Annotated in this window: 22 protein-coding genes, 1 other RNA gene and 1 pseudogene; 18 read left to right on the top strand and 6 right to left on the bottom strand. The window is 38.5% G+C overall.

Annotated elements, in window-relative coordinates:
* The 17 genes from JCM17102_RS30760 to JCM17102_RS19060 form a co-directional block, all read left to right on the top strand.
* Positions 1-532 (top strand): hypothetical protein (locus JCM17102_RS30760; protein WP_159106361.1); only part of this gene is annotated, 532 nt, incomplete at its 5' end.
* Positions 532-846: a hypothetical protein gene (locus JCM17102_RS19140; protein WP_025076332.1), complete on the top strand. Its 315-nt coding sequence runs from the start codon at positions 532-534 to the stop codon at positions 844-846. The genes JCM17102_RS30760 and JCM17102_RS19140, both read left to right, overlap by 1 nt.
* Positions 843-1,235, top strand: a complete 393-nt coding sequence (locus tag JCM17102_RS19135) for a hypothetical protein (protein WP_025076331.1) — start codon at positions 843-845, stop codon at positions 1,233-1,235. The genes JCM17102_RS19140 and JCM17102_RS19135 overlap by 4 nt, the downstream gene beginning before the upstream one ends.
* Complete coding sequence (locus JCM17102_RS19130) at positions 1,232-2,221, top strand: hypothetical protein (RefSeq protein ID WP_025076330.1); 990 nt, start codon at positions 1,232-1,234, stop codon at positions 2,219-2,221. Before JCM17102_RS19135 ends, JCM17102_RS19130 begins: the two co-directional genes overlap by 4 nt.
* 122 nt (positions 2,222-2,343) lie before the next feature.
* Positions 2,344-4,725, top strand: a complete 2,382-nt coding sequence (locus JCM17102_RS19125; RefSeq protein ID WP_148302078.1) for a hypothetical protein — start codon at positions 2,344-2,346, stop codon at positions 4,723-4,725.
* 72 nt (positions 4,726-4,797) lie between these two features.
* Entirely contained in the window at positions 4,798-5,793 is a 996-nt protein-coding gene (locus tag JCM17102_RS19120; protein WP_025076328.1) for a hypothetical protein, read from the top strand.
* A 24-nt stretch (positions 5,794-5,817) separates the two neighbouring features.
* Positions 5,818-6,780: a hypothetical protein gene (locus tag JCM17102_RS19115; RefSeq protein WP_025076327.1), complete on the top strand. Its 963-nt coding sequence runs from the start codon at positions 5,818-5,820 to the stop codon at positions 6,778-6,780.
* Between the two features lie 11 nt (positions 6,781-6,791).
* Positions 6,792-7,325, top strand: coding sequence for a hypothetical protein (locus tag JCM17102_RS19110; protein WP_033887120.1), 534 nt, complete (start codon positions 6,792-6,794; stop codon positions 7,323-7,325).
* A 2-nt stretch (positions 7,326-7,327) separates the two neighbouring features.
* Positions 7,328-7,852: a hypothetical protein gene (locus JCM17102_RS19105; RefSeq protein ID WP_033887119.1), complete on the top strand. Its 525-nt coding sequence runs from the start codon at positions 7,328-7,330 to the stop codon at positions 7,850-7,852.
* Positions 7,852-8,385: a hypothetical protein gene (locus tag JCM17102_RS19100; protein WP_025076324.1), complete on the top strand. Its 534-nt coding sequence runs from the start codon at positions 7,852-7,854 to the stop codon at positions 8,383-8,385. The genes JCM17102_RS19105 and JCM17102_RS19100 overlap by 1 nt, the downstream gene beginning before the upstream one ends.
* A 1-nt stretch (position 8,386) precedes the next feature.
* Positions 8,387-8,929, top strand: coding sequence for a hypothetical protein (locus tag JCM17102_RS19095; RefSeq protein ID WP_025076323.1), 543 nt, complete (start codon positions 8,387-8,389; stop codon positions 8,927-8,929).
* A gap of 16 nt (positions 8,930-8,945) precedes the next feature.
* A complete protein-coding gene (locus JCM17102_RS19090; RefSeq protein ID WP_025076322.1) occupies positions 8,946-10,073 on the top strand; it encodes a hypothetical protein in 1,128 nt (375 codons plus the stop codon).
* 16 nt (positions 10,074-10,089) lie between these two features.
* Positions 10,090-10,566: a DUF6712 family protein gene (locus tag JCM17102_RS19085; protein WP_139262182.1), complete on the top strand. Its 477-nt coding sequence runs from the start codon at positions 10,090-10,092 to the stop codon at positions 10,564-10,566.
* A gap of 2 nt (positions 10,567-10,568) precedes the next feature.
* Positions 10,569-10,817: a hypothetical protein gene (locus tag JCM17102_RS19080; RefSeq protein ID WP_025076320.1), complete on the top strand. Its 249-nt coding sequence runs from the start codon at positions 10,569-10,571 to the stop codon at positions 10,815-10,817.
* Complete coding sequence (locus JCM17102_RS19075) at positions 10,814-11,209, top strand: D-Ala-D-Ala carboxypeptidase family metallohydrolase (protein ID WP_025076319.1); 396 nt, start codon at positions 10,814-10,816, stop codon at positions 11,207-11,209. Before JCM17102_RS19080 ends, JCM17102_RS19075 begins: the two co-directional genes overlap by 4 nt.
* Positions 11,206-11,607: a hypothetical protein gene (locus JCM17102_RS19070; RefSeq protein WP_245798523.1), complete on the top strand. Its 402-nt coding sequence runs from the start codon at positions 11,206-11,208 to the stop codon at positions 11,605-11,607. Before JCM17102_RS19075 ends, JCM17102_RS19070 begins: the two co-directional genes overlap by 4 nt.
* Positions 11,608-11,879: 272 nt before the next feature.
* The gene (locus JCM17102_RS19060; RefSeq protein WP_025076316.1) at positions 11,880-12,074 is read left to right on the top strand and encodes a hypothetical protein; all 195 of its coding nucleotides are present in this window, start codon (positions 11,880-11,882) and stop codon (positions 12,072-12,074) included.
* Between the two features lie 44 nt (positions 12,075-12,118).
* Here JCM17102_RS19060 and JCM17102_RS24980 read toward each other — a convergent pair whose 3' ends face one another.
* Positions 12,119-12,307, bottom strand: a complete 189-nt coding sequence (locus JCM17102_RS24980; RefSeq protein ID WP_025076315.1) for a hypothetical protein — start codon at positions 12,305-12,307, stop codon at positions 12,119-12,121.
* 373 nt (positions 12,308-12,680) lie between these two features.
* Positions 12,681-13,076: a transfer-messenger RNA gene (gene ssrA / locus JCM17102_RS30020) on the bottom strand.
* 458 nt (positions 13,077-13,534) lie between these two features.
* Here ssrA and JCM17102_RS28500 point away from each other — a divergent pair.
* Entirely contained in the window at positions 13,535-14,668 is a 1,134-nt protein-coding gene (locus JCM17102_RS28500; protein ID WP_275564439.1) for a lactonase family protein, read from the top strand.
* A 433-nt stretch (positions 14,669-15,101) separates the two neighbouring features.
* On the opposite strand, the gene JCM17102_RS19045 is transcribed toward JCM17102_RS28500, so the two are convergent.
* The 4 genes and pseudogenes from JCM17102_RS19045 to obgE all read right to left on the bottom strand — a co-directional run.
* Positions 15,102-15,737, bottom strand: coding sequence for a M23 family metallopeptidase (locus tag JCM17102_RS19045; protein ID WP_025076314.1), 636 nt, complete (start codon positions 15,735-15,737; stop codon positions 15,102-15,104).
* A gap of 17 nt (positions 15,738-15,754) precedes the next feature.
* Positions 15,755-16,417: a B3/B4 domain-containing protein gene (locus JCM17102_RS19040; RefSeq protein ID WP_025076313.1), complete on the bottom strand. Its 663-nt coding sequence runs from the start codon at positions 16,415-16,417 to the stop codon at positions 15,755-15,757.
* Between the two features lie 28 nt (positions 16,418-16,445).
* The gene (gene pgeF, locus JCM17102_RS19035) at positions 16,446-17,258 is read right to left on the bottom strand and encodes a peptidoglycan editing factor PgeF (RefSeq protein ID WP_025076312.1); all 813 of its coding nucleotides are present in this window, start codon (positions 17,256-17,258) and stop codon (positions 16,446-16,448) included.
* Positions 17,255-18,196: pseudogene (obgE, locus tag JCM17102_RS28495) on the bottom strand (GTPase ObgE); the annotation flags it as partial. The pseudogene obgE and the gene pgeF, both read right to left, overlap by 4 nt.

Genomic DNA, 18,196 nt, shown 5'->3' with positions numbered 1-18,196 from the left:
ACCAGTGTCACGCCCTGCAAATGATCGGATTTACTCACGTACCATTGCTTCGACAAATGGAGATCCGGCAACATTATACGGGCGTGATGGTAAACTGTATTCTGTTACATATCAGCAAGGTTCCCCTATTGACGTTACTAAGTATTATCGAATCGCTATACCATCATGCGGAATTGATAAAGTTTATCCAGACATCAATAATGAACCTTGTGGACGTGTAACTCTATCATGGTTCAACTCATGTGGATCGTTTGATTTCATAGATGCTGATAATTGGTCTTGTGTCGATACTCTCGCACAACAGGGAGACGGTAGAGTAGTAACCAAACGTGAGGTTACATGTAACTTTGCATTGAATGCACAGAACGTTGTAGCCCTTAAACGTTTAGCCGTTTCACCTGAGATTAAGATATGCGGGATGGATGAGGAAGACCCAACAGCATTGTACAACTGCAAGTGTTCATCTACTACAGGTGTCAAAAGCACCGGATCAGGTCTGACAAATATTGTAACTCTTAAATTTATATACTAATGGAAATCCGGATTAAAGTAAATGGCGAATATCTGGACGGTATAGAATCGGGAAGCCTGAAATTGAATATAGCATCATCTTCTCCTTATACGTTTGGTGAGTCTACTAAATCTTATTCAGCGACATTTAAGGCTCCAAGAAGTTACGTTAATGACCGGATATTCTTCGCACTCCTGAATTTTGGTTTGATAGAACGGGATGAGCAGTATAATGTAGAACTGACGATAGGCGGTGTAGTGCTTGAAGAAACATTCAAAGCGAAGGTTACATATAGCAACGGTTACTACTCTATAAACTATCCCAGAAATTTGTGAAGGCAAGCGAGGTAACAAGTACGATCGCCAAGTTTTCCGAGCGCGGTATATACAATTCTAACCAAATCGCAATGACTTCCGCGGCTGAACTACTTAAGAACGCATACGGACTTGACGATTACGCTCAACTTCCCGCAATCGAAGGTACACCCGAACTCAATTCCGCTATCATGCACAAAATACACCTTGGTAGCACGAATGAGCTAGCCGGGAAAACTGTATCTTTTGAGTTTCGTAACGTGTATCAGGCTGACAATGGAGAAGTACAATACCTATCCGGCAACACGATCTATTTCGACTCAACAGAAATACCCAATATTGCGGAAAGATACTTTCCCGATGAGGCTATAGCGTTGATTTTACAATCGACTACGATACCAGCGTTATGATACTTGACTTTAGAGGTCAGACCCCGCCCGCAACATTGCAATTGCGTTGGATCGGAAGCAATAAATCTATGTCTACTTGGAGACTTGTTAGTCGTGACGCTGACGACAGTCATTGCAAATATCAGCCTAACGCTTTGTTAGGTGGGCGAATAGAATGGTACGGAAGTGGCGTAGGCTATGCAGGCATATATTACAGACCTAGCCCAGACGTAGACCCCGTCAGGCTGGATGTAGTTCCACCGCCCGACCTGACACCGAGCGAAGCCTTTTCACTGACAGGGACGATCTCTGATAATGTAGGAGACAATCAGGTCTTTGTAAACGAAGATATCGGAGTAACCACAGGAAAGGACCTGTTAGACAATCTTTGTAAAGCGAATCAATGGACATGGCAACTTAAGATAGTAGAAGGTAAAATAGTTCTAAACGTAAAACCGATTCTACACAGTACGGTAAGAGACTTAATAAGTACGGGCGTTCATTCGCTGGGAGAATATATACAGGATTGGTCCGATTACTTTATTTCACTGGAAACTATCGAAGATTCGGAAGGGTTGGGAAACTTCGGACGTACAACTTTCGGTGAGTGGATACGCACTATACGAGTGGGCAAAGGACTGTTCACTAACCTGTCGGAACTGTTCTCATGCAGTTTACCGTTGCCACTTAACCGCGCAACTTATCCATGTACATGGGCATTTTCGGGACCTTTGGACCCGTTTCAAGGTGCGGCAGTTCAAACAGATTATTTCCGGTCAGACACATATCTGAACAACTGTATTAAATACTACAGGGCGTTTCGGGGTGGCGTGGACGTTACAATAAAAGCGGAAATTCCTTATTTCCTTTTTATGCAGTTATTTAGGGAAGAAGGTGCATATTATTTCAGACAACTTAATGCGTGGTTTTATATACGATCGGTGTCTGACTTCGATGTGGTGAGTGGAACATGCAAGATTAAAATGACTAAATTAACTCTTAAATAATGGTAGAGCAAGTTACATTACTGGATTTATCATTCAATACGTCCGAGGGAGTAAACGGACTTGATGAATTGATTCAGAGGTCTATAAAATTATCAGATGAAAAGAAGAGACTACAATCTGAATTGAAAGCGGAACAAACACAGTTGTCTGCTGTGAATAAAGCGTATCAAAATCAGAAGATATCACAAACAGACTATAATAAATTGGTTGCAGAATCTACAACTAAGATAGTTGAATTAAATAAGGACTTATTAGATAATAAAAATGAGCTTTCAGATGTAGGCAAGGAAATTAAATCTACTAAAACGATTATTGATTCTGAGGCTACTTCTGTGAACGCACTTCGTGCACAGCTTGCTAAAAACACTGCGGAGCTTAACGCAATGTCAGAAGCACAACGTATGAACTCTAAAGAAGGTAAAGCTTTAACAGCACAAACAAAAGAAATTTCCGATAAGCTAAAAAAAATGGAGGGATCTATCGGAGACAATCGTAGAAGTGTTGGAGCTTATGCGGAAGGCATGCAACAGGCATTAACGATGACAGTAGGAATGAAAGGGGCTGTAGGTTCGTTAGTTGGTGGTATGGTTTCCGGGGTATCTGGGGTGAAAGCATTTAATGCGGCTCTTAAAGCAAATCCTTTTTTATTTATTGCATCTATACTTATTACGATAATTGCCTCTATTGAGAAATTTATAAATCGAAACTCTGAATTAGCTGCATCTTTAAAGGCTGCATTCGCCCCGTTTCAGGTAATATTCTCCCGACTTGCCGATCAGATTACTAATCTGTTTGCTGGAGTTGTTAGGGTTATTGAGAAGGTAAGCGAAAAAATAATGCAGTTTTTAACTAATATAGGGTTGCTCAGTAACGAAACAATAAGAGCGGCAGAGACAGCAAAGCAATTGGCAAAAGAAGAAAGGGACCTATATAACAAAGAGACTGATTTAATTCTTCCGTTAGCACAAATGAGACGTGAGTTGGAAGAACAAAAAGCTATCATATCCGATCAATCCAAAAGTTATGCTGAACGTAATGCGGCAGCAAAAAACAGTCTTAAAATATTGGCTGAAATGAAGAGTAAAGAATTGGATATTCTTGAAGCGAAAAAGAAACAGATAGAGGCAGACGAAGGACTTAGCTATACAGCAGATGAACGTAGACGGAAAACCGTTGAAGCACAAGCAGCGGTTGAAGAAACAGCCGCTAGATATTCAGCAATGAGTAAAGAGATTATCAGCCAACAAACGGGACTTGAAAAACAAATTCAATCTCAGGGAGTAGCCGCAGTTAAAGCAGCAGAGGAAAAGAAACGGAAAACGAAAGAGGATGAAGCCCGTAAAGCGGCCGAAAATGAAAAAAAGATTCAGGCAGAAGTTTTAAAGTCAATGGAAGATGGCTTAGTTAAACTCCAATTACAAATACGTCAGCGACAAATTGGCATTGTAGACAAAGAAACGGAACTAGCCAATCAGAAGGAAATAAACGATGCAGCGTTAGCCATTGAAGAGGAACGATATCGTCAGGGGCTTATTACTTTGCAGGAGTTTGAAAACAAGAAACTTGAATTGCAAATAGATATTCAGGAGAGAGAGCATAAGCTTTTCAAAGAAAACGAAAAGAAGAAAAGAGAAAGAGAAGCAGAAAATTTAGCAAATAGTCGTAAAGTTAGAATGCAGAATGTTACGAATGAGTATGAAAGACGGAAAATTGAACTTGAATTGCAATATGAAAAGGAGATAGCAAATGCCAAAAAGACTGGGGCTGATATAACTTTAGTTAAGCAAAAGTACGAGAAACAACAACAGGAGTTATCTAAAGAAAGAATGAATGCTGAGCTTTCTATGGCAGCAGATTTGGCAGGGCAGTTAAACAATTTACTTGGGCAAGAATCCGCAGCCGGAAAAACATTTGCTATTGCACAGGCTACAATAAATACTTATCTAGGAGCCACTAAAGCACTTGCTACAGGAGGTTTTTTAGGTATTGCTCAAATGGCTATAGTTATTGCGGCAGGTCTTAAGCAAGTTGCCACAATAGCGAAGGTAAAGGACGATATCCCGACTATTGGAACTTCTAAAAAGAAGCTTGCCAAGGGTGGTAAAATATTCGGTCCTTCTCATGCTGAGGGCGGAGTAACATTTACCGGATCAAATGGACAGGTATTTGAGGCGGAAGGTGGTGAAAATATGTATATATTGAATCGTCGTGCCTCTAGTGCTATCAATGCGCTTTCAGCTTTGAATCAGGAATACGGTGGGCGTTCTTTTGGTAGTTCAAGTCTATATAAGTTTGCCGATGGTGGGAAGATGTCTGTAATACATGATTCTATAAAGACAGTAAGATTAAGTTCAGAAGTTAAGTTATCAAAGGAATCATTAAAAGAATTGGCTTTAATCGTATTAGAAGGTTTTGAAAATGCTCCTAATCCGATAGTATCAGTACAAGAGTTTAATGAAGTAGATCACAATTCTGTATTTATACGTGATTCTGTAAGGGATTAAATGTATTTGATGTAATCTGACAATGTGCATAGTGAAGAAGGATTTATATTTGAATAAATTTAAACACTTTGTATGAAATTCGAAAAAGTAAGAGTAATTGATGCGGGATTAACTACAAATAGTTGGGAGCAGGACGGTAAGACGGCTCCTATCTTTATTACTCCTGAATCTTTGGATTCTCTTGTAGAGAGAGGAAATCAACGCCCTGTGCATTGCCGAAAGACTCATGCTGGTTATGAAATGCTTAACGAGTATATCGGAAGTCTTGATAATTTCATTCGTGAGGGTGATTCAGTGTTTGCAGATCTTACGATCTCTCCAGCTTTAGAAGATGGCTATCCAGAAAAAGCAAAGTTCATAATAGGACTAATTGAGAAAGAGCCGGAAATGATCGGAATGTCCGTATTTGACATAGATACCAAAGAGTTCAATGAAAAAGAAAACCGATTCGATGTTACATCCTTTGAGCGTCTTATCGCTTGTGATATCGTAGGAATTCCCGCTGCTACCAGTTCAATGTTTAACAATCAAAATAATGAAAAAATGAGTAAGTATTTTAGCAATTTTGCAAGCTTTTTCAAGAAAGCGACCAAGTGTGCCGAGGAAATCGTTGATACAACGGACGGAAAGAAAATCAAAATCAATTCTAAAGACGGATTGATGAATATCGGTGATGAAGTTACTGATATTGACGGGAATCCCTACGGAGACGGGGAAGTAACAATTGAGGTTCCCGGTGAAGGGAGAATGGTTCTTGTTATTAGTGATAGCAAGATTGAAAAGGTTCGCGAATATGAAGAAGAGGACGGCAACAAAGAAGAGACTATTATTGACCGTCAATCTTCTACTCCCGCAGAATTTAGCGAACGTCTTGATAGAATTGAAAGGAGCATAGAAAGAATGTCAAGCAGATTTAATACTGAATTTGAAAAGGTAAACAATCAGCTTAACAAAACTTCTGCTACTCCTACACAATTCTCCCGTAATGATGCAAACGCCAAACAAGTAGGGAAAATTACGAAAGAGAGTGTAAAAGAAGCCCAGAAGAAATACGAGCAAAAATATTAATCAATCAAAATAGGAGGAAAAGAAATGGCATTTACATTTACTGATCTTAATAAATTCAATATCGAATCTCTTAGCGAGGTGATTACCTTGACTGTGGGTACGATGGGCGAAATGGAGCGCGGTGCTACTTTGATGGTAGGTATCCAGAATGGCGATCCGGTTGTTTCATTTACCGCAAAAGATAAGGCACTTCGCAAATCAAAAGGATGTGGAGACGATTACTATTACGACAACATGTCAGATAGTGTCAAGTATTACAGCATTATTCCTGTAGTTTTACCTTTAAGTATTTGCTTGGAGGAAATATGGGGTAAAATGGTTGCCCGTCGTGTGCATCTTTCAGATGATTTCAATGAAACAGATTTAGCCGGATTCATGGCTATTGAGTTACGTAAGGTTGTAGAAGCCGATCTAATCCGTTTGGCGTGGTTAGGTGGTTTGGCTACTACTGATACAGCAGGAGAATACAACTTCTTTACTAACGGTGGTTTCATCAAACAATATCAGGCTAGTTCGCAAACAGAAGTGGCGATGACTCTAACTGAGGAAGGTGTTGTTACAGCAATGAAAAAGTTGATAGACAATCAGCGTCCGGATAAACGTGAGTTTTCTGAATTTTACGTTACCTCTAACGTCCTCCGTCTGTATATTAATCATCTTGAAAGTCTTGGTAATACCACTTCTCAAATGATTTTAGAAGATGGTCGCAAATATTATACGATCGAAGGTTACAAGATTAACGAGCTACCGCACGTATCTGCTTCTTTGTCTGCTGATGAATCAATTATGCCTATCACTGCATTTGCGGCTTATACGACTAAAGATAATATTCGTATAGCTTTGGAAACAGACGAAATAGGAATTAAACCGTTCCGTCAGGACCCTAAAGATAACAAGTATTACAGTCGCACGATATTTGGTGCTGACTTAATGTTAGCCGTACCTGAAATTATGCAGTTAGCGACTACAGCGAAGGCAGGTGCTTAAAAAATAAAGTCATGGCAAGTTGCATAAATAAATTAAATAAAGCAATTATGTTCGGTTGTGCAGGTGGTGCAACCGGACTTGCTGAGCTTTTGCTTGTGAACCTGTCAGACGTTCAGAGTATTACAATAACGAACAATGAAGTAACAGCATTAACACTGGTAGCCAATGCAAAGGCAGTTCCTGTCGATTGTTATAAGAATAGTGTTAAGATGATAGACGCAATCCGTCAGCTTGACGGAGCGACAGGTTTAGAACAGTCTGTTACCGTAACTGTATATGATAAAACCGTTGATGGGGCTAATATTATAGAAGCTCTTTTGAACGGAAAATTTATCGCTTTTGGCAAACTTCGTGAACTAGGAGCAATTAAAGTTGCGGGAGCGTCAGCGGGTTTAGAATCTTCTGCCTCTGATTCTGATACTTCATCAAACGGTGGGTTTATGACAATTACCTTAAAAACTCCTGACGGGTCTAAAGGTGATTCTCCTACTGTTTGCTCTTCTAGTGTTTGGAGTTATTTAGTAGCTAACAAATTAAATGTATAAGTATGGGATGCGTATCTAATATATCAGGCGCAATCACTTACGATTGCCAATACGGGGCAGTTGGAATACAGGATATGTTATTGATTAACTTCTCCGATATTTCATCTATCTCTATTACAAACGGGGTAGCTACAGTTACTTTGACTTCTACAGGGAAAACAATTCGTGTCGCTTCAATTAGAAAGGGAGCGAATGCGTCAGAAGCATTAAGAGAAAACGAAAACGCTCCTAATGCTTTGGAACAGACAGTGAATTTTACAGTTTATAAGAAAACTGCACAGGAGAATATTTTTACTAATAATATTCTTAACTCAAGGGTAGTGGTAGTTGCAAAAATGGTTGAAAAAAACGTTTATCGCATCTACGGCACTAATTATGGATTAGAAATTTCAGCAGTTGAGGAAAGCGCAAATGATAATGGTGGGTTTACTACTATTACTTTAGCTACACCTCAGGGAGTTTATGGTGAGCCACGTGCTTCTGTAACGGCTGATACGTGGAATACTTTATTAGGAAAGGCTTCATAATGGCATGTATTAAGAAAGTATCTCAGAATTTGGCATTTGATTGTCAGAATCCCGGCTTGATCTCTGGTATAAATGGGATTGAAGAAGCTGTAATAATCAACTTTGAAGATGTTGCAACTTTGACCTCTTCCCAACAAACTGGAGAGGCTAATATTACCCTTAAAAAGGGGACTAGAGGCTATACAATTCAGTGTGTGAAAAACTCGTGTCAAGAAACGGAAGCTATTAAGATCAATGATAATGCGCCTACTATGATGGAAATATCTATGATAATCAAGATCCTTTCATCTTTACCAGTGGTATCTTATATTATCGCTGCATTATCAGGGACATTCCTGGTTGCTGTACGCACTAAGACGAACCAATATTTTTTATTGGGCGTACATGCTCAGCTAGAGGCTTCTGACTTCTCAACTGATAGTGCGACTGATGGAGTATCAGTGATTACCCTAAAAACACCTGATAATTCATGCGGTGATTATCGTTATAGTATTACTGTTGATCAGTATAATTCACTTAAAAATGTAAATTGAAATGGGAAGAAAAAAAGCAGTAAAAGAGGAAGGTAGAAAATTACTTCAATTAACCGATCCTATTGCAATATTAAATCTATGTAAAAGTATTACTTTTCTCGATCTGAAAAGTGATTGCCCGATGGATATGCAATATGCTAAAACATGGTATAATAATCATTATCTGACGGGGAAACATGTTCGCTACGTTATGAAACAGGGTGAATCTATTCACCATTATAAAGACGGTGTTGTATATCGTGCTCATAACATAACTGACGCAAAGGCAGAGCAGCTTATGTCAGAAAATCCGGGTTATAAGAATCTCTTTATTGATCTTGGACCGATTGAGGAAGAGAAAGAAGAGACTACAGAAGAAGTCGAACCAATAACAGAACCGGGATTAGAAACTGATTTGGAAGTCGAACCGGAAGAGAATTCAGATTCAAATCTAGACCAGACTCCGGAACCGGATACTAAACCAGTAACGGAAGAGGTAATACCAGATCAGGAGAAAGAAAAGACTACAGAAGAAGTCGAACCAGAACCGGAGAATAAAGAATAATTAAATCTATTCAGAAATGGCAGAAAGTAGAAAGGTGACAGTACTAATAGATAAACCTGTTAAAACTCGTCCTTTTGTTTCTGAAAAAATTGTAGGGTACGGTGATTCTAACTTGTACCCTCAATTATTAAGTAATATGATCTATGCAAGTAAGTCAGCTTCTTCTAGCGTAGAGAGATTATCAGAAGCAATCGAGTGTGAAGGTTTTTTATACGATTCAATAGGCGAAATTAAGAATGATCATGGCGAATCTTTAAATGATATCCTTAACATCATATCTTACGATATTGCGCGGTTTAGGGGCTGTGCGTTAATTGTACAATATGGTGGCAACTTTCGTCCACGTGCCGTATATCCTGTCCCTTTTGAATATGTTAGAGCCGGATTGAATAAGGATTATCTTAAAGATTCCAGGGTATATAACTGGGTAGTGTTTGATAATTGGGATCGTGATCCATATAAATATACCCAGGTACAAGGTAATTCTATCACTTACCCCACATTTAACCCTAAGAAATTTCGTGAAGAATGTGAAACATATGGAGGTATAGAGAACCATCCCGGGCAATTAATGTACATGAACTTCTTTACTACCCGTCCTTATCCTTTGTCCCCTTTTCATTCTGTTCAAAACGAAATGATAGCGGAGTCACAGAATGGTGAGTATGTATATCGTGTTTTAGGACGTGGATTTCATTGTTGCAATATTGTAACACATGGAGCATTTCAAGAAACAGCAGAGCAGGATTCTTTTGCTAAAGGTATAGCTAATATCATGGGTGCTCAGGGAGCCGGATCAACTGTTTTAGTACGTGATGATAATGTAATTAGCGATAAACCGTTTATTAGAGTCGATAAACTAGGGACTCCGATTGAAGCGGATTTGTATAAGGCTTATAATGAGCCTTTGAAAAAAGATATTGCTATGCAAGCGTATAACATTCCTATTCCTTTGATTGATTCGTCCCTTATAGCTTTCTCTAATGCTTCTGGGGAAGTCATAAAGGAAATGCAGAAGATATACAGACGTTCTACCGCAAAACTCCGTAATAAGATATCACGTGATTTATCTTATATATTCGATACCGAACCCGCTTATTTTGAAATCAAAAATGATTTGGAGGATAAAAACTATGACATTTAATGATATAGTAAATAAAATGCGATCAATTTTTGAGATCGCTACAGATGTAAAAGACGCTCCATTACTAAAAGCGGTTCAAGAAGCCGACAAGCTGGATGTGATGGAGGCTATTTGTAGTTCTATATCAAATATTCCGTCAGAATTAGGAGGGCTGTTAGACTCTAACAATGTGCCCGATAATGATTTTGATATGAGTGTATTGATCAACGGAAAGACTTATACCTTCGTTCCTCTATATACGATTCTTTGTTATTATGCCTTTACTAGATATCTACAGAGTTCAGATCAAAAAAGTACATCTACAGGATTCAAAATACAACAGTTTGGAAACTCTATTGTCATTCCTGACGATAGATTAAATCGTAGATGGGAAGCAGAAAAGGGAAAGGCAGATATCTTTATTGAGCAATTCAAGAAGGTGCTTGATTTGTATAATAAGAAAGATTCATGTTGTGAAGGAAAGAAACCATATCGAATAATGTTTATCTCCTGATTATGAAAAAAGAAACAAAAGAAGATGTACAGATATGGACAGCCGTTGGAATGTTATTTTCCGGTGTTTTATTATCTGTAGCGGGGTTCATCGTTGAACCAAAAGGTCAGATACATGACAGTGTGTTATGGTTCTTTGCACAGTGTTTACTTTATGCTGGGTCCATTTTCGGAGTTGGTGTATATGTTTCAAGCAAGTTTAATCATCTACTAGATAAATTCAAAGATCAAGAAAAGGAAGCTAAAAAATGAAGTACTTTACAATAAATGAGATGTGCAAGTCTTCCACAGCACAGATAAAGAGAATTGATAACAATCCTAATGAAGATCAAAAAGAGGCTTTAAAATCCCTAATTAATAACGTTCTGGACCCGTTAAGGGAATTATATGGAAATCCGATAGTCGTAAGTTCTGGATTTCGTTCTTTAGATTTAAATAGGGCTGTTGGTGGTGCGAAAAACTCTCAACACATGAAAGGAGAGGCAGCTGATATCTATACAGGCACAAAGGAAGGAAATAAAAAGCTGTTTGAATTGATCCGGGATAATCTTCCATTCGACCAATTGATCGACGAAAAGAATTTTTCTTGGGTACATGTCTCTTTTAGAGAAGGTCATAATCGTAAACAGGTTTTAAAGTTATGATGAAGCGATTAATCCTCTATCTTATCGTTTTCCTGATGTCAGGAACATGTTTCACATCTTGCCGGAGCGTGCAATATGTTCCGGTTGAAACGGTGAAGAAAGATAGTATCTATATTAATAAGATACAGCATGACAGTATCTATCGACGTGATAGTGTCTATATAGATCGTTCTGGGGATACGATTTATATTTATAAAGATCGGTATCTATATAAATATAAGAATCTGACTGATACGGTGTATATAAGTCGGGTTGATAGTATTAATGTTCCATATATGGTTGAGAAGAAACTAACCAGATGGCAATCTATAAAAATGGAGCTAGGCGGGTGGGCGTTTGCAGCAATAGTTATTATCATTATTGGATGGTTAATATATGCCAAAACCAAATTTATATAAATTAGAAGCTTTCTACTATCGTGAAATTAAATTGCATATTAACACGCAATTGTATATGCACGATGTTTACAGATATTTTGGAACCCCTTTGCATTATACTGTTAAGGAATTATTCAAAGAGAAGTTAGAATTAGAAGCAGAAGGACAAAAATTTGAATACAGTATAAAAGGTTTTATTTATCCAACGTGGTACAGATATCGTAATATATATCATCGTGCCCGAATTAGGGCTTATACTGAGTTTTTGAGAGAATATAAATACTATTATTAATATGGAAACATTTACTATTGAAGATTGTAGGGAAGTTGCAAGAAGAGCGTTAAATCTTAAGAAGCGTCTTTTAATGCAGGAAGCGTTTGAGAGCGTAGGAGCAACGAATTTCGGTAATCTGAAAGAAAAAGATTACCGAAAATTCATTGAATATTTGAAATCACGTTTACCGAAGAAAAAAATAATTGAGTACTAGTTGTTTCCAACGATGTAAAGATGCTAATTTGAAAGCAAATCACATTACAATAGTCCTTTATCCTTTCCTAATTTAAGTATAGCCTCGCAAATAAATGATGTTTTATCGTCTACTTTTTCAAGGATCGTACAAACATCTTCTGGAGCATTAAAACCGTAGCGTTTTGCAGTCGTTTTCTTTCTTCCGGCTCCGATTCTAGAGCCTCCATGCTTTTTTTTTGCTATTTCATTCATAATTACTATTTTTGTAAATCCTAATCGGTTGGGGAGGTTTCCCTCCCCTTGGATTTTAGAGTAGAATTTCAAAATTTACTCTTACTTTCCAGATTCTAAATGAAATCGCTAGTCTCATAATGAATACCGATTAGGTTTTTCTCCTTGCTTTCTCGGTGAAGAAGATTAACCGCTATAATCATCTCTTTGATTACATTACAAAGATAAGTATTATTTTGAAAACGCGCAAATGAAATCAAGAAAATATTTTGGAAATTATCTGTTTTAACATGTTAATGAATGGTAATAGAAAAGGCAGCTAATTAGCTGCCTTCATTGTTTTAGTCCCTATTTTAGTCCCTATAATTAATAAACAACTAAAATTCAGCACTATAAGTGGAGCTGGAGGGAATCGAACCCTCGTCCAAACGAGGAAATCATAAGCTTTCTACATGCTTATCTTTGCCTAAATTTTCGTGTTGGAACAGAACCAAAGCCATCAATTCCAACCTTATCCTCTAAAGTTTCATCAAAAGCACGAGGCTACTTTCGACTATCCCCGATGTAACTGCACCACTGAACCGGAATGCTTCGGAGCAACAGCTTCCGAGTGATGTCTCGTCCTGGCACCTAGTGCCTGGATTAAGCTAATCTACTATGATTCGATTAAGCAGCAAGAGCGTAATTAGTTTCGCCAGATAAAATTTTGATAACTGATATTTAAGTGGAAATTACCGACCACTGCATGCTTACCTACCATTTCTGCCCGCTGTCAAATCCAGTCAACCCCAGAATTCACTCGTACAGAATAGCGAGTTTTCAGAACTCTTTCCGAGGGTACAAAGATAGGAAATGTTTTCGGATTTACGATGAGCTATTAGCAAATATTATATCCATCAGGCTTTCATGAACTACTATTAGAACTTTTCGTACGAAAACAACTAACGAATCACATTCTTGCCGCAAGATATGATTAACGCTGAAAATATAATGAAGAAGTATACGTCAAATCACCTTATCAAGTTATCAGAATGAAATGAAAAACAGCTAATAACGTTATTGCGAATAAATTAACTGCTGCTTGGAAAGATAACAGGAAAGATTACATTATCTTTGTCTCGCAGAAGGATGTCAAAGTAACTCGGCAGAAATAACGAAGTTGGCATCGTAGAAGTAAAGTCATTACCCGAAGTAAAGAAATAATAACCATTAAAAATACCTGTTTATGCTCAAAACACTTGCTACTATTTGTGTAATCGGTATGCTGCCACAAGTTGCACGCCAAAAAGAACGCCCCGGCAGGAAAATTCGGAAAAGCTGAATCACGAACTGACGATGGTCGTAGGCACATACACTACTGGAGATAGTAAAAGCAAAGGCATTTATAGTTTCCGCTTCAACGAAGATGACGGAACAGTAACTCCACTTAGCGAAGTAGCCATTGAAAATCCGTCCTATCTTACTCCATCGTCTGACAGTAAATTTATTTATGCAGTGAGCGAGTTCAATGATGAACGGGCTGCGGTAAATGCACTGGCTTTTGATAAAGAAAAAGGAACTTTCCGTCTCCTAAACACTCAAAAGACAAAAGGCGAAGATCCTTGTTATCTCATCAGCAATGGTAAGAATGTAATAACAGCTAACTATAGCGGTGGAAGTGTTTCAGTTTTCCCTATCAGCAAAGATGGCTCTCTCTTGCCTGCATCCGATGTTATACAGTTTCAAGGTTCAGGAATAGATAAAGAACGTCAGGAAAAGCCTCATCTACATTGTGTTCGCATTACTCCTGACGGAAAATATCTGTTTGCTAATGATTTAGGAACAGATCAGATACACAAATTCATTATCCATCCTAATGCTGATTCAGAAAATAAAGAAACCTTTTTAAAAGAAGATGATCCGGCCTCTTTTCAAGTGTCTGACGGTTCCGGTCCCCGCCATCTGACTTTCTCACCAAGTGGAAAATACGCATACCTTATTAACGAACTTTCAGGTACAGTTATCACTTTTCAATACACTGACGGGATACTAAAAGAAACACAGGAAATTGCTGCAGATACGGTTGGAGCGAAAGGAAGTGCAGATATTCATATTAGTCCCGATGGGAAATTCCTATATGCCAGCAATCGTTTGAAAGCAGACGGGATTGCAATTTTCAGTATTCATCCGAATGATGGAATATTAACAAAAGTGGGTTATCAATTAACGGGCATTCATCCTCGGAATTTTATTATCACTCCTAACGGAAAGTTTCTGTTAGTTGCTTGCAGAGACAGCAATATCATTCAAGTATACGAAAGGAATCCGGAAACAGGATTGATTAAAAATATACATAAAGACATCAAAATAGATCGACCGGTTTGCCTGAAATTTATTCCATAAACTGTAAAAGCGTCAAACTTAGTACATAGATAGCTCTACATAAGAAAAAACAGCATTTTCTCTATCAACTATCACCAACATCCTGTATTCCCCTATTCATCGGACATTCAAGTGGTGATAGGTTGAAAAAAGATCTATCACCACACCTATCACCTATCACCACTGATACTATAACAAATTACTCCCCCCTGAAGTATATATATCTTTTCTCTAGTATTAATAACCCCAATATAAAGTATTAATAGCTAACTAATAGGCAGATAATACCTTCATATTAGGAATTGAATTGATTCAAATTCCAGAATAAGTATACGAAACGAGGTGTTTATACGTTTTAAACAATGTGTTTCCCTATATGAAACAATGTGTTCTCCTATATGAAACAATATGTTCAAAGGCTTGAAACAACATATGGAGAAGAAACAATAGGAAGCTATTTCTTATTCTGAGCAATACGATTATTGTCCTGGTTTTGTTTCACAATAATTCCATTCCCATTTTTCGTACATTTGATAGTCCCCTTTCGTAATGTACCATCTTTCAGATTAAAAATTATATTCGGATTGAAATGCTGTCCATTGATACGAGTTTCAAAATGCAAATGTTCCGTAGTTGCCCGTCCGGTACGTCCGGTCAGACCGATAGGTTGCCCTGCTTTTACTATATCTCCGCTATGAACTAAATTCTGGGAATTATGGCTGTAGATAGTTTCCAGTCCGTTAGCATGACGGACTACTACCACATTTCCATAAGCACTATAAGGTTTCGACATACGCACTACTCCGTCGAAAGCGCAACGGACCGTATCTTTAGCACATGTCTTGATATCTGCACCCGAATGTCCTTTACGAGCACCATAAGCAGAAATTACTTTACCGCCAGGCAATGGAAAAGCATAGCCCATTTCTTTCAAAGAATCCAAATGCAAATAAATACTTTTGTTTTGCGAAAAAAGCCCTGGAGTAACTACGCGGATATGGTTTACTTCCATCGAAGAGAAAGATGGCTTATCCTGTGCCTGTATAGAGATAGAAAATAAGATAGCAATTAATAAGGTGATGTTTTTCATGGTAGTTTTTCTTTTAGTTAGAAATAAATGATTTCTCCTCCTACCGATTCTGTGTATTTCTGCAATAAAGTCTGAATCATTTCAGCAGCCTCTCTCAATCCTTCTCTTCCATTATAACCATTGACAATAGCAAGAATATGAGTCGTACCAATATCCATTTTAGTTCTCTCATGATCACTAGTAGGCGTACCTATTCCACCGATGGCATCCCGGTAAACCGGTAATCCTTCTATATTCAGCACACCTCGCCCGATACCTTCGAATGGCTCATTAGCCTTACCAATTCCCAATTCCAGTTGCTTTCCCTGTATCTTGTCCGCATCAAAGCCACCTATAGAATGTCCCGTACGAAGAGATACCAAGTTGATAAGATCAACCAATGTATCAATCTGATACAAAGGAATCCCACGCATCAAACGACGACGTAAAGCTTCTGCCGAAGGACGATACCGACCGGGATCTTTTCCACAACGTTTATATGCTTCACGAGTGGCAGCAATGACCGGTTGAAGTTTGATATCATCTATCTGTGTAGTAGTAGTCAATTCCCCGGTAAATTCATTAATTTCATTCCAAAGTCCTTCACTATACGTCGAATTTTTCACTACCGCGTATACAGCAGCTCCGGCAAATACCGGACAAGCTTGTTTTATTTCCTGAGATACTTTTATTTCAAACATAGTAGATACATTTCAAAACAACATAAACTCAATCATTGATCATAATTCCCGACAGCATACGACCGGAATTAATTCCTAACCTACGTGCCGAGAAGAAATCTTCGTGATTCTTATAAGTACATATACCCGATACCTCAATTTGATTGGCAGGAACTCCGGAGTTCAACAATTCAATCCGGTTTGCTTCCCATAAATCAATATGATGCTTTTTCGTCTCCTCTTTCCAGAGAGAGATGCGTGACATATCAAAACCTTCCTTACGAAATGCTTCAAACACTTCCTTCCCTACTTCAAATGATTCGAGTGAAATACTGGGACCAATACAAGCTATGACATCCTCTCCTTTGGTCCCGAACTTTTGATTCATGAGATACAGCACTCCTTGAACAATATGCTTCACAGTCCCTTTCCAACCAGCGTGAATAGCGGCCACTACCTGAAGTTTTTTATCATAAAGTAACACCGGCACACAATCGGCCGTCGAGACACAAATACAATACCCCGGCTTGGCAGTTATCAATGCATCGATACCATCCAATACTGCCCGTCTCATAAATAACGGAAGTTCGAAGTAATAATCATCAATCACCAGACTAGCATCATTATGAACCTGTTGCGGAATGATTAAGTCTTTTACAGGATGTTTTAAGCTCTGCAACAGACTGAATTGATTCAGCAAAACTTTTTTTGACTTGTCCTCCGTATAAGGTGAACAATTAAATGCACCATATTTCCCTTCGCTACAACCTTTACTACGTGTCGTCACAAAATGAGAAATGTTGGAATAAGAGTTTAACAACTCGTATCCCAACAATCTTTTATCTTTTGTAATTGCGATCATTTTTCTTCCCAATCGTCTTCGTATTCGTAATCTAAATCTCTTCGTCTTCTTCCAACTCTTCCTCATATTCATAGTCGAAATCTTCATCCTCACCCATATCTTTGAGTTCTTGTTGCAATTTAGTTACATCTTTCGGACGATGAACAATTGCTTCTATCTTATTGTTCCCCTCATTTAGTTCCTCCCAAAGAATATCCTTCAATACGGAAATTCCTAAGCCAGAAACAGAAGATATAAATACATGCGGAATACCTTCGGGCAACGTCGGTTCTATCTCATCCATCAGCTCCTGATCGAGCATATCACTCTTTGTAATAGCAAGCACCCGCTGCTTGTCGAGCATTTCAGGATTGAAAGTAGCCAGTTCGTTCAGCAATACTTCATATTCTTTGCGAATATCATCACTATCCGCAGGAACCATAAACAAAAGCAATGAGTTACGTTCGATATGACGCAGGAAACGCAATCCTAATCCTTTACCCTGACTGGCGCCTTCGATAATTCCCGGTATGTCCGCCATAACGAATGACTTTCCGTCACGATAGGAAACAATACCCAGATTAGGTTCGAGTGTAGTAAATGGATAATCCGCAATCTTCGGTTTCGCTGCAGAAATAGCAGAAAGAAGCGTAGACTTTCCCGCATTCGGGAATCCTACCAAGCCAACGTCTGCAAGGAGTTTCAGCTCCATGATCACAGTCATTTCCTGCATTGGCTCCCCCGGCTGTGCAAAGCGCGGAGCCTGACGGGTAGCTGTCTTGAAATGAGAGTTACCCTGACCGCCTCTTCCACCTCTCAGCAGAATCACTTCTTGACCGTCTTCGGTCACATCACAAATATATTCTCCCGTTTCGGCATTATAAACTACCGTCCCGCAGGGTACTTCAATTACTTTATCCGCACCGTCTTTTCCGAAACTACGATTCTTACTTCCCGTA

It is taken from the genome of Bacteroides faecichinchillae JCM 17102 (genome assembly GCF_000614145.1).
GTDB lineage: Bacteria > Bacteroidota > Bacteroidia > Bacteroidales > Bacteroidaceae > Bacteroides > Bacteroides faecichinchillae.
The sequence above is the reverse complement of the archived record's forward strand: the minus strand, read 5'-3'. Positions and strand labels throughout refer to the sequence as shown.

Coding starts and splice junctions, on each gene's coding strand:
- JCM17102_RS19140 (WP_025076332.1), top strand. CDS start 532: ATGGAAATCCGGATTAAAGTAAATGGCGAATATCTGGACGGTATAGAA.
- JCM17102_RS19130 (WP_025076330.1), top strand. CDS start 1,232: ATGATACTTGACTTTAGAGGTCAGACCCCGCCCGCAACATTGCAATTG.
- JCM17102_RS19120 (WP_025076328.1), top strand. CDS start 4,798: ATGAAATTCGAAAAAGTAAGAGTAATTGATGCGGGATTAACTACAAAT.
- JCM17102_RS19115 (WP_025076327.1), top strand. CDS start 5,818: ATGGCATTTACATTTACTGATCTTAATAAATTCAATATCGAATCTCTT.
- JCM17102_RS19110 (WP_033887120.1), top strand. CDS start 6,792: ATGGCAAGTTGCATAAATAAATTAAATAAAGCAATTATGTTCGGTTGT.
- JCM17102_RS19105 (WP_033887119.1), top strand. CDS start 7,328: ATGGGATGCGTATCTAATATATCAGGCGCAATCACTTACGATTGCCAA.
- JCM17102_RS19100 (WP_025076324.1), top strand. CDS start 7,852: ATGGCATGTATTAAGAAAGTATCTCAGAATTTGGCATTTGATTGTCAG.
- JCM17102_RS19095 (WP_025076323.1), top strand. CDS start 8,387: ATGGGAAGAAAAAAAGCAGTAAAAGAGGAAGGTAGAAAATTACTTCAA.
- JCM17102_RS19090 (WP_025076322.1), top strand. CDS start 8,946: ATGGCAGAAAGTAGAAAGGTGACAGTACTAATAGATAAACCTGTTAAA.
- JCM17102_RS19085 (WP_139262182.1), top strand. CDS start 10,090: ATGCGATCAATTTTTGAGATCGCTACAGATGTAAAAGACGCTCCATTA.
- JCM17102_RS19080 (WP_025076320.1), top strand. CDS start 10,569: ATGAAAAAAGAAACAAAAGAAGATGTACAGATATGGACAGCCGTTGGA.
- JCM17102_RS19075 (WP_025076319.1), top strand. CDS start 10,814: ATGAAGTACTTTACAATAAATGAGATGTGCAAGTCTTCCACAGCACAG.
- JCM17102_RS19070 (WP_245798523.1), top strand. CDS start 11,206: ATGATGAAGCGATTAATCCTCTATCTTATCGTTTTCCTGATGTCAGGA.
- JCM17102_RS19060 (WP_025076316.1), top strand. CDS start 11,880: ATGGAAACATTTACTATTGAAGATTGTAGGGAAGTTGCAAGAAGAGCG.
- JCM17102_RS24980 (WP_025076315.1), bottom strand. CDS start 12,307: ATGAATGAAATAGCAAAAAAAAAGCATGGAGGCTCTAGAATCGGAGCC.
- JCM17102_RS19045 (WP_025076314.1), bottom strand. CDS start 15,737: ATGAAAAACATCACCTTATTAATTGCTATCTTATTTTCTATCTCTATA.
- JCM17102_RS19040 (WP_025076313.1), bottom strand. CDS start 16,417: ATGTTTGAAATAAAAGTATCTCAGGAAATAAAACAAGCTTGTCCGGTA.
- pgeF (WP_025076312.1), bottom strand. CDS start 17,258: ATGATCGCAATTACAAAAGATAAAAGATTGTTGGGATACGAGTTGTTA.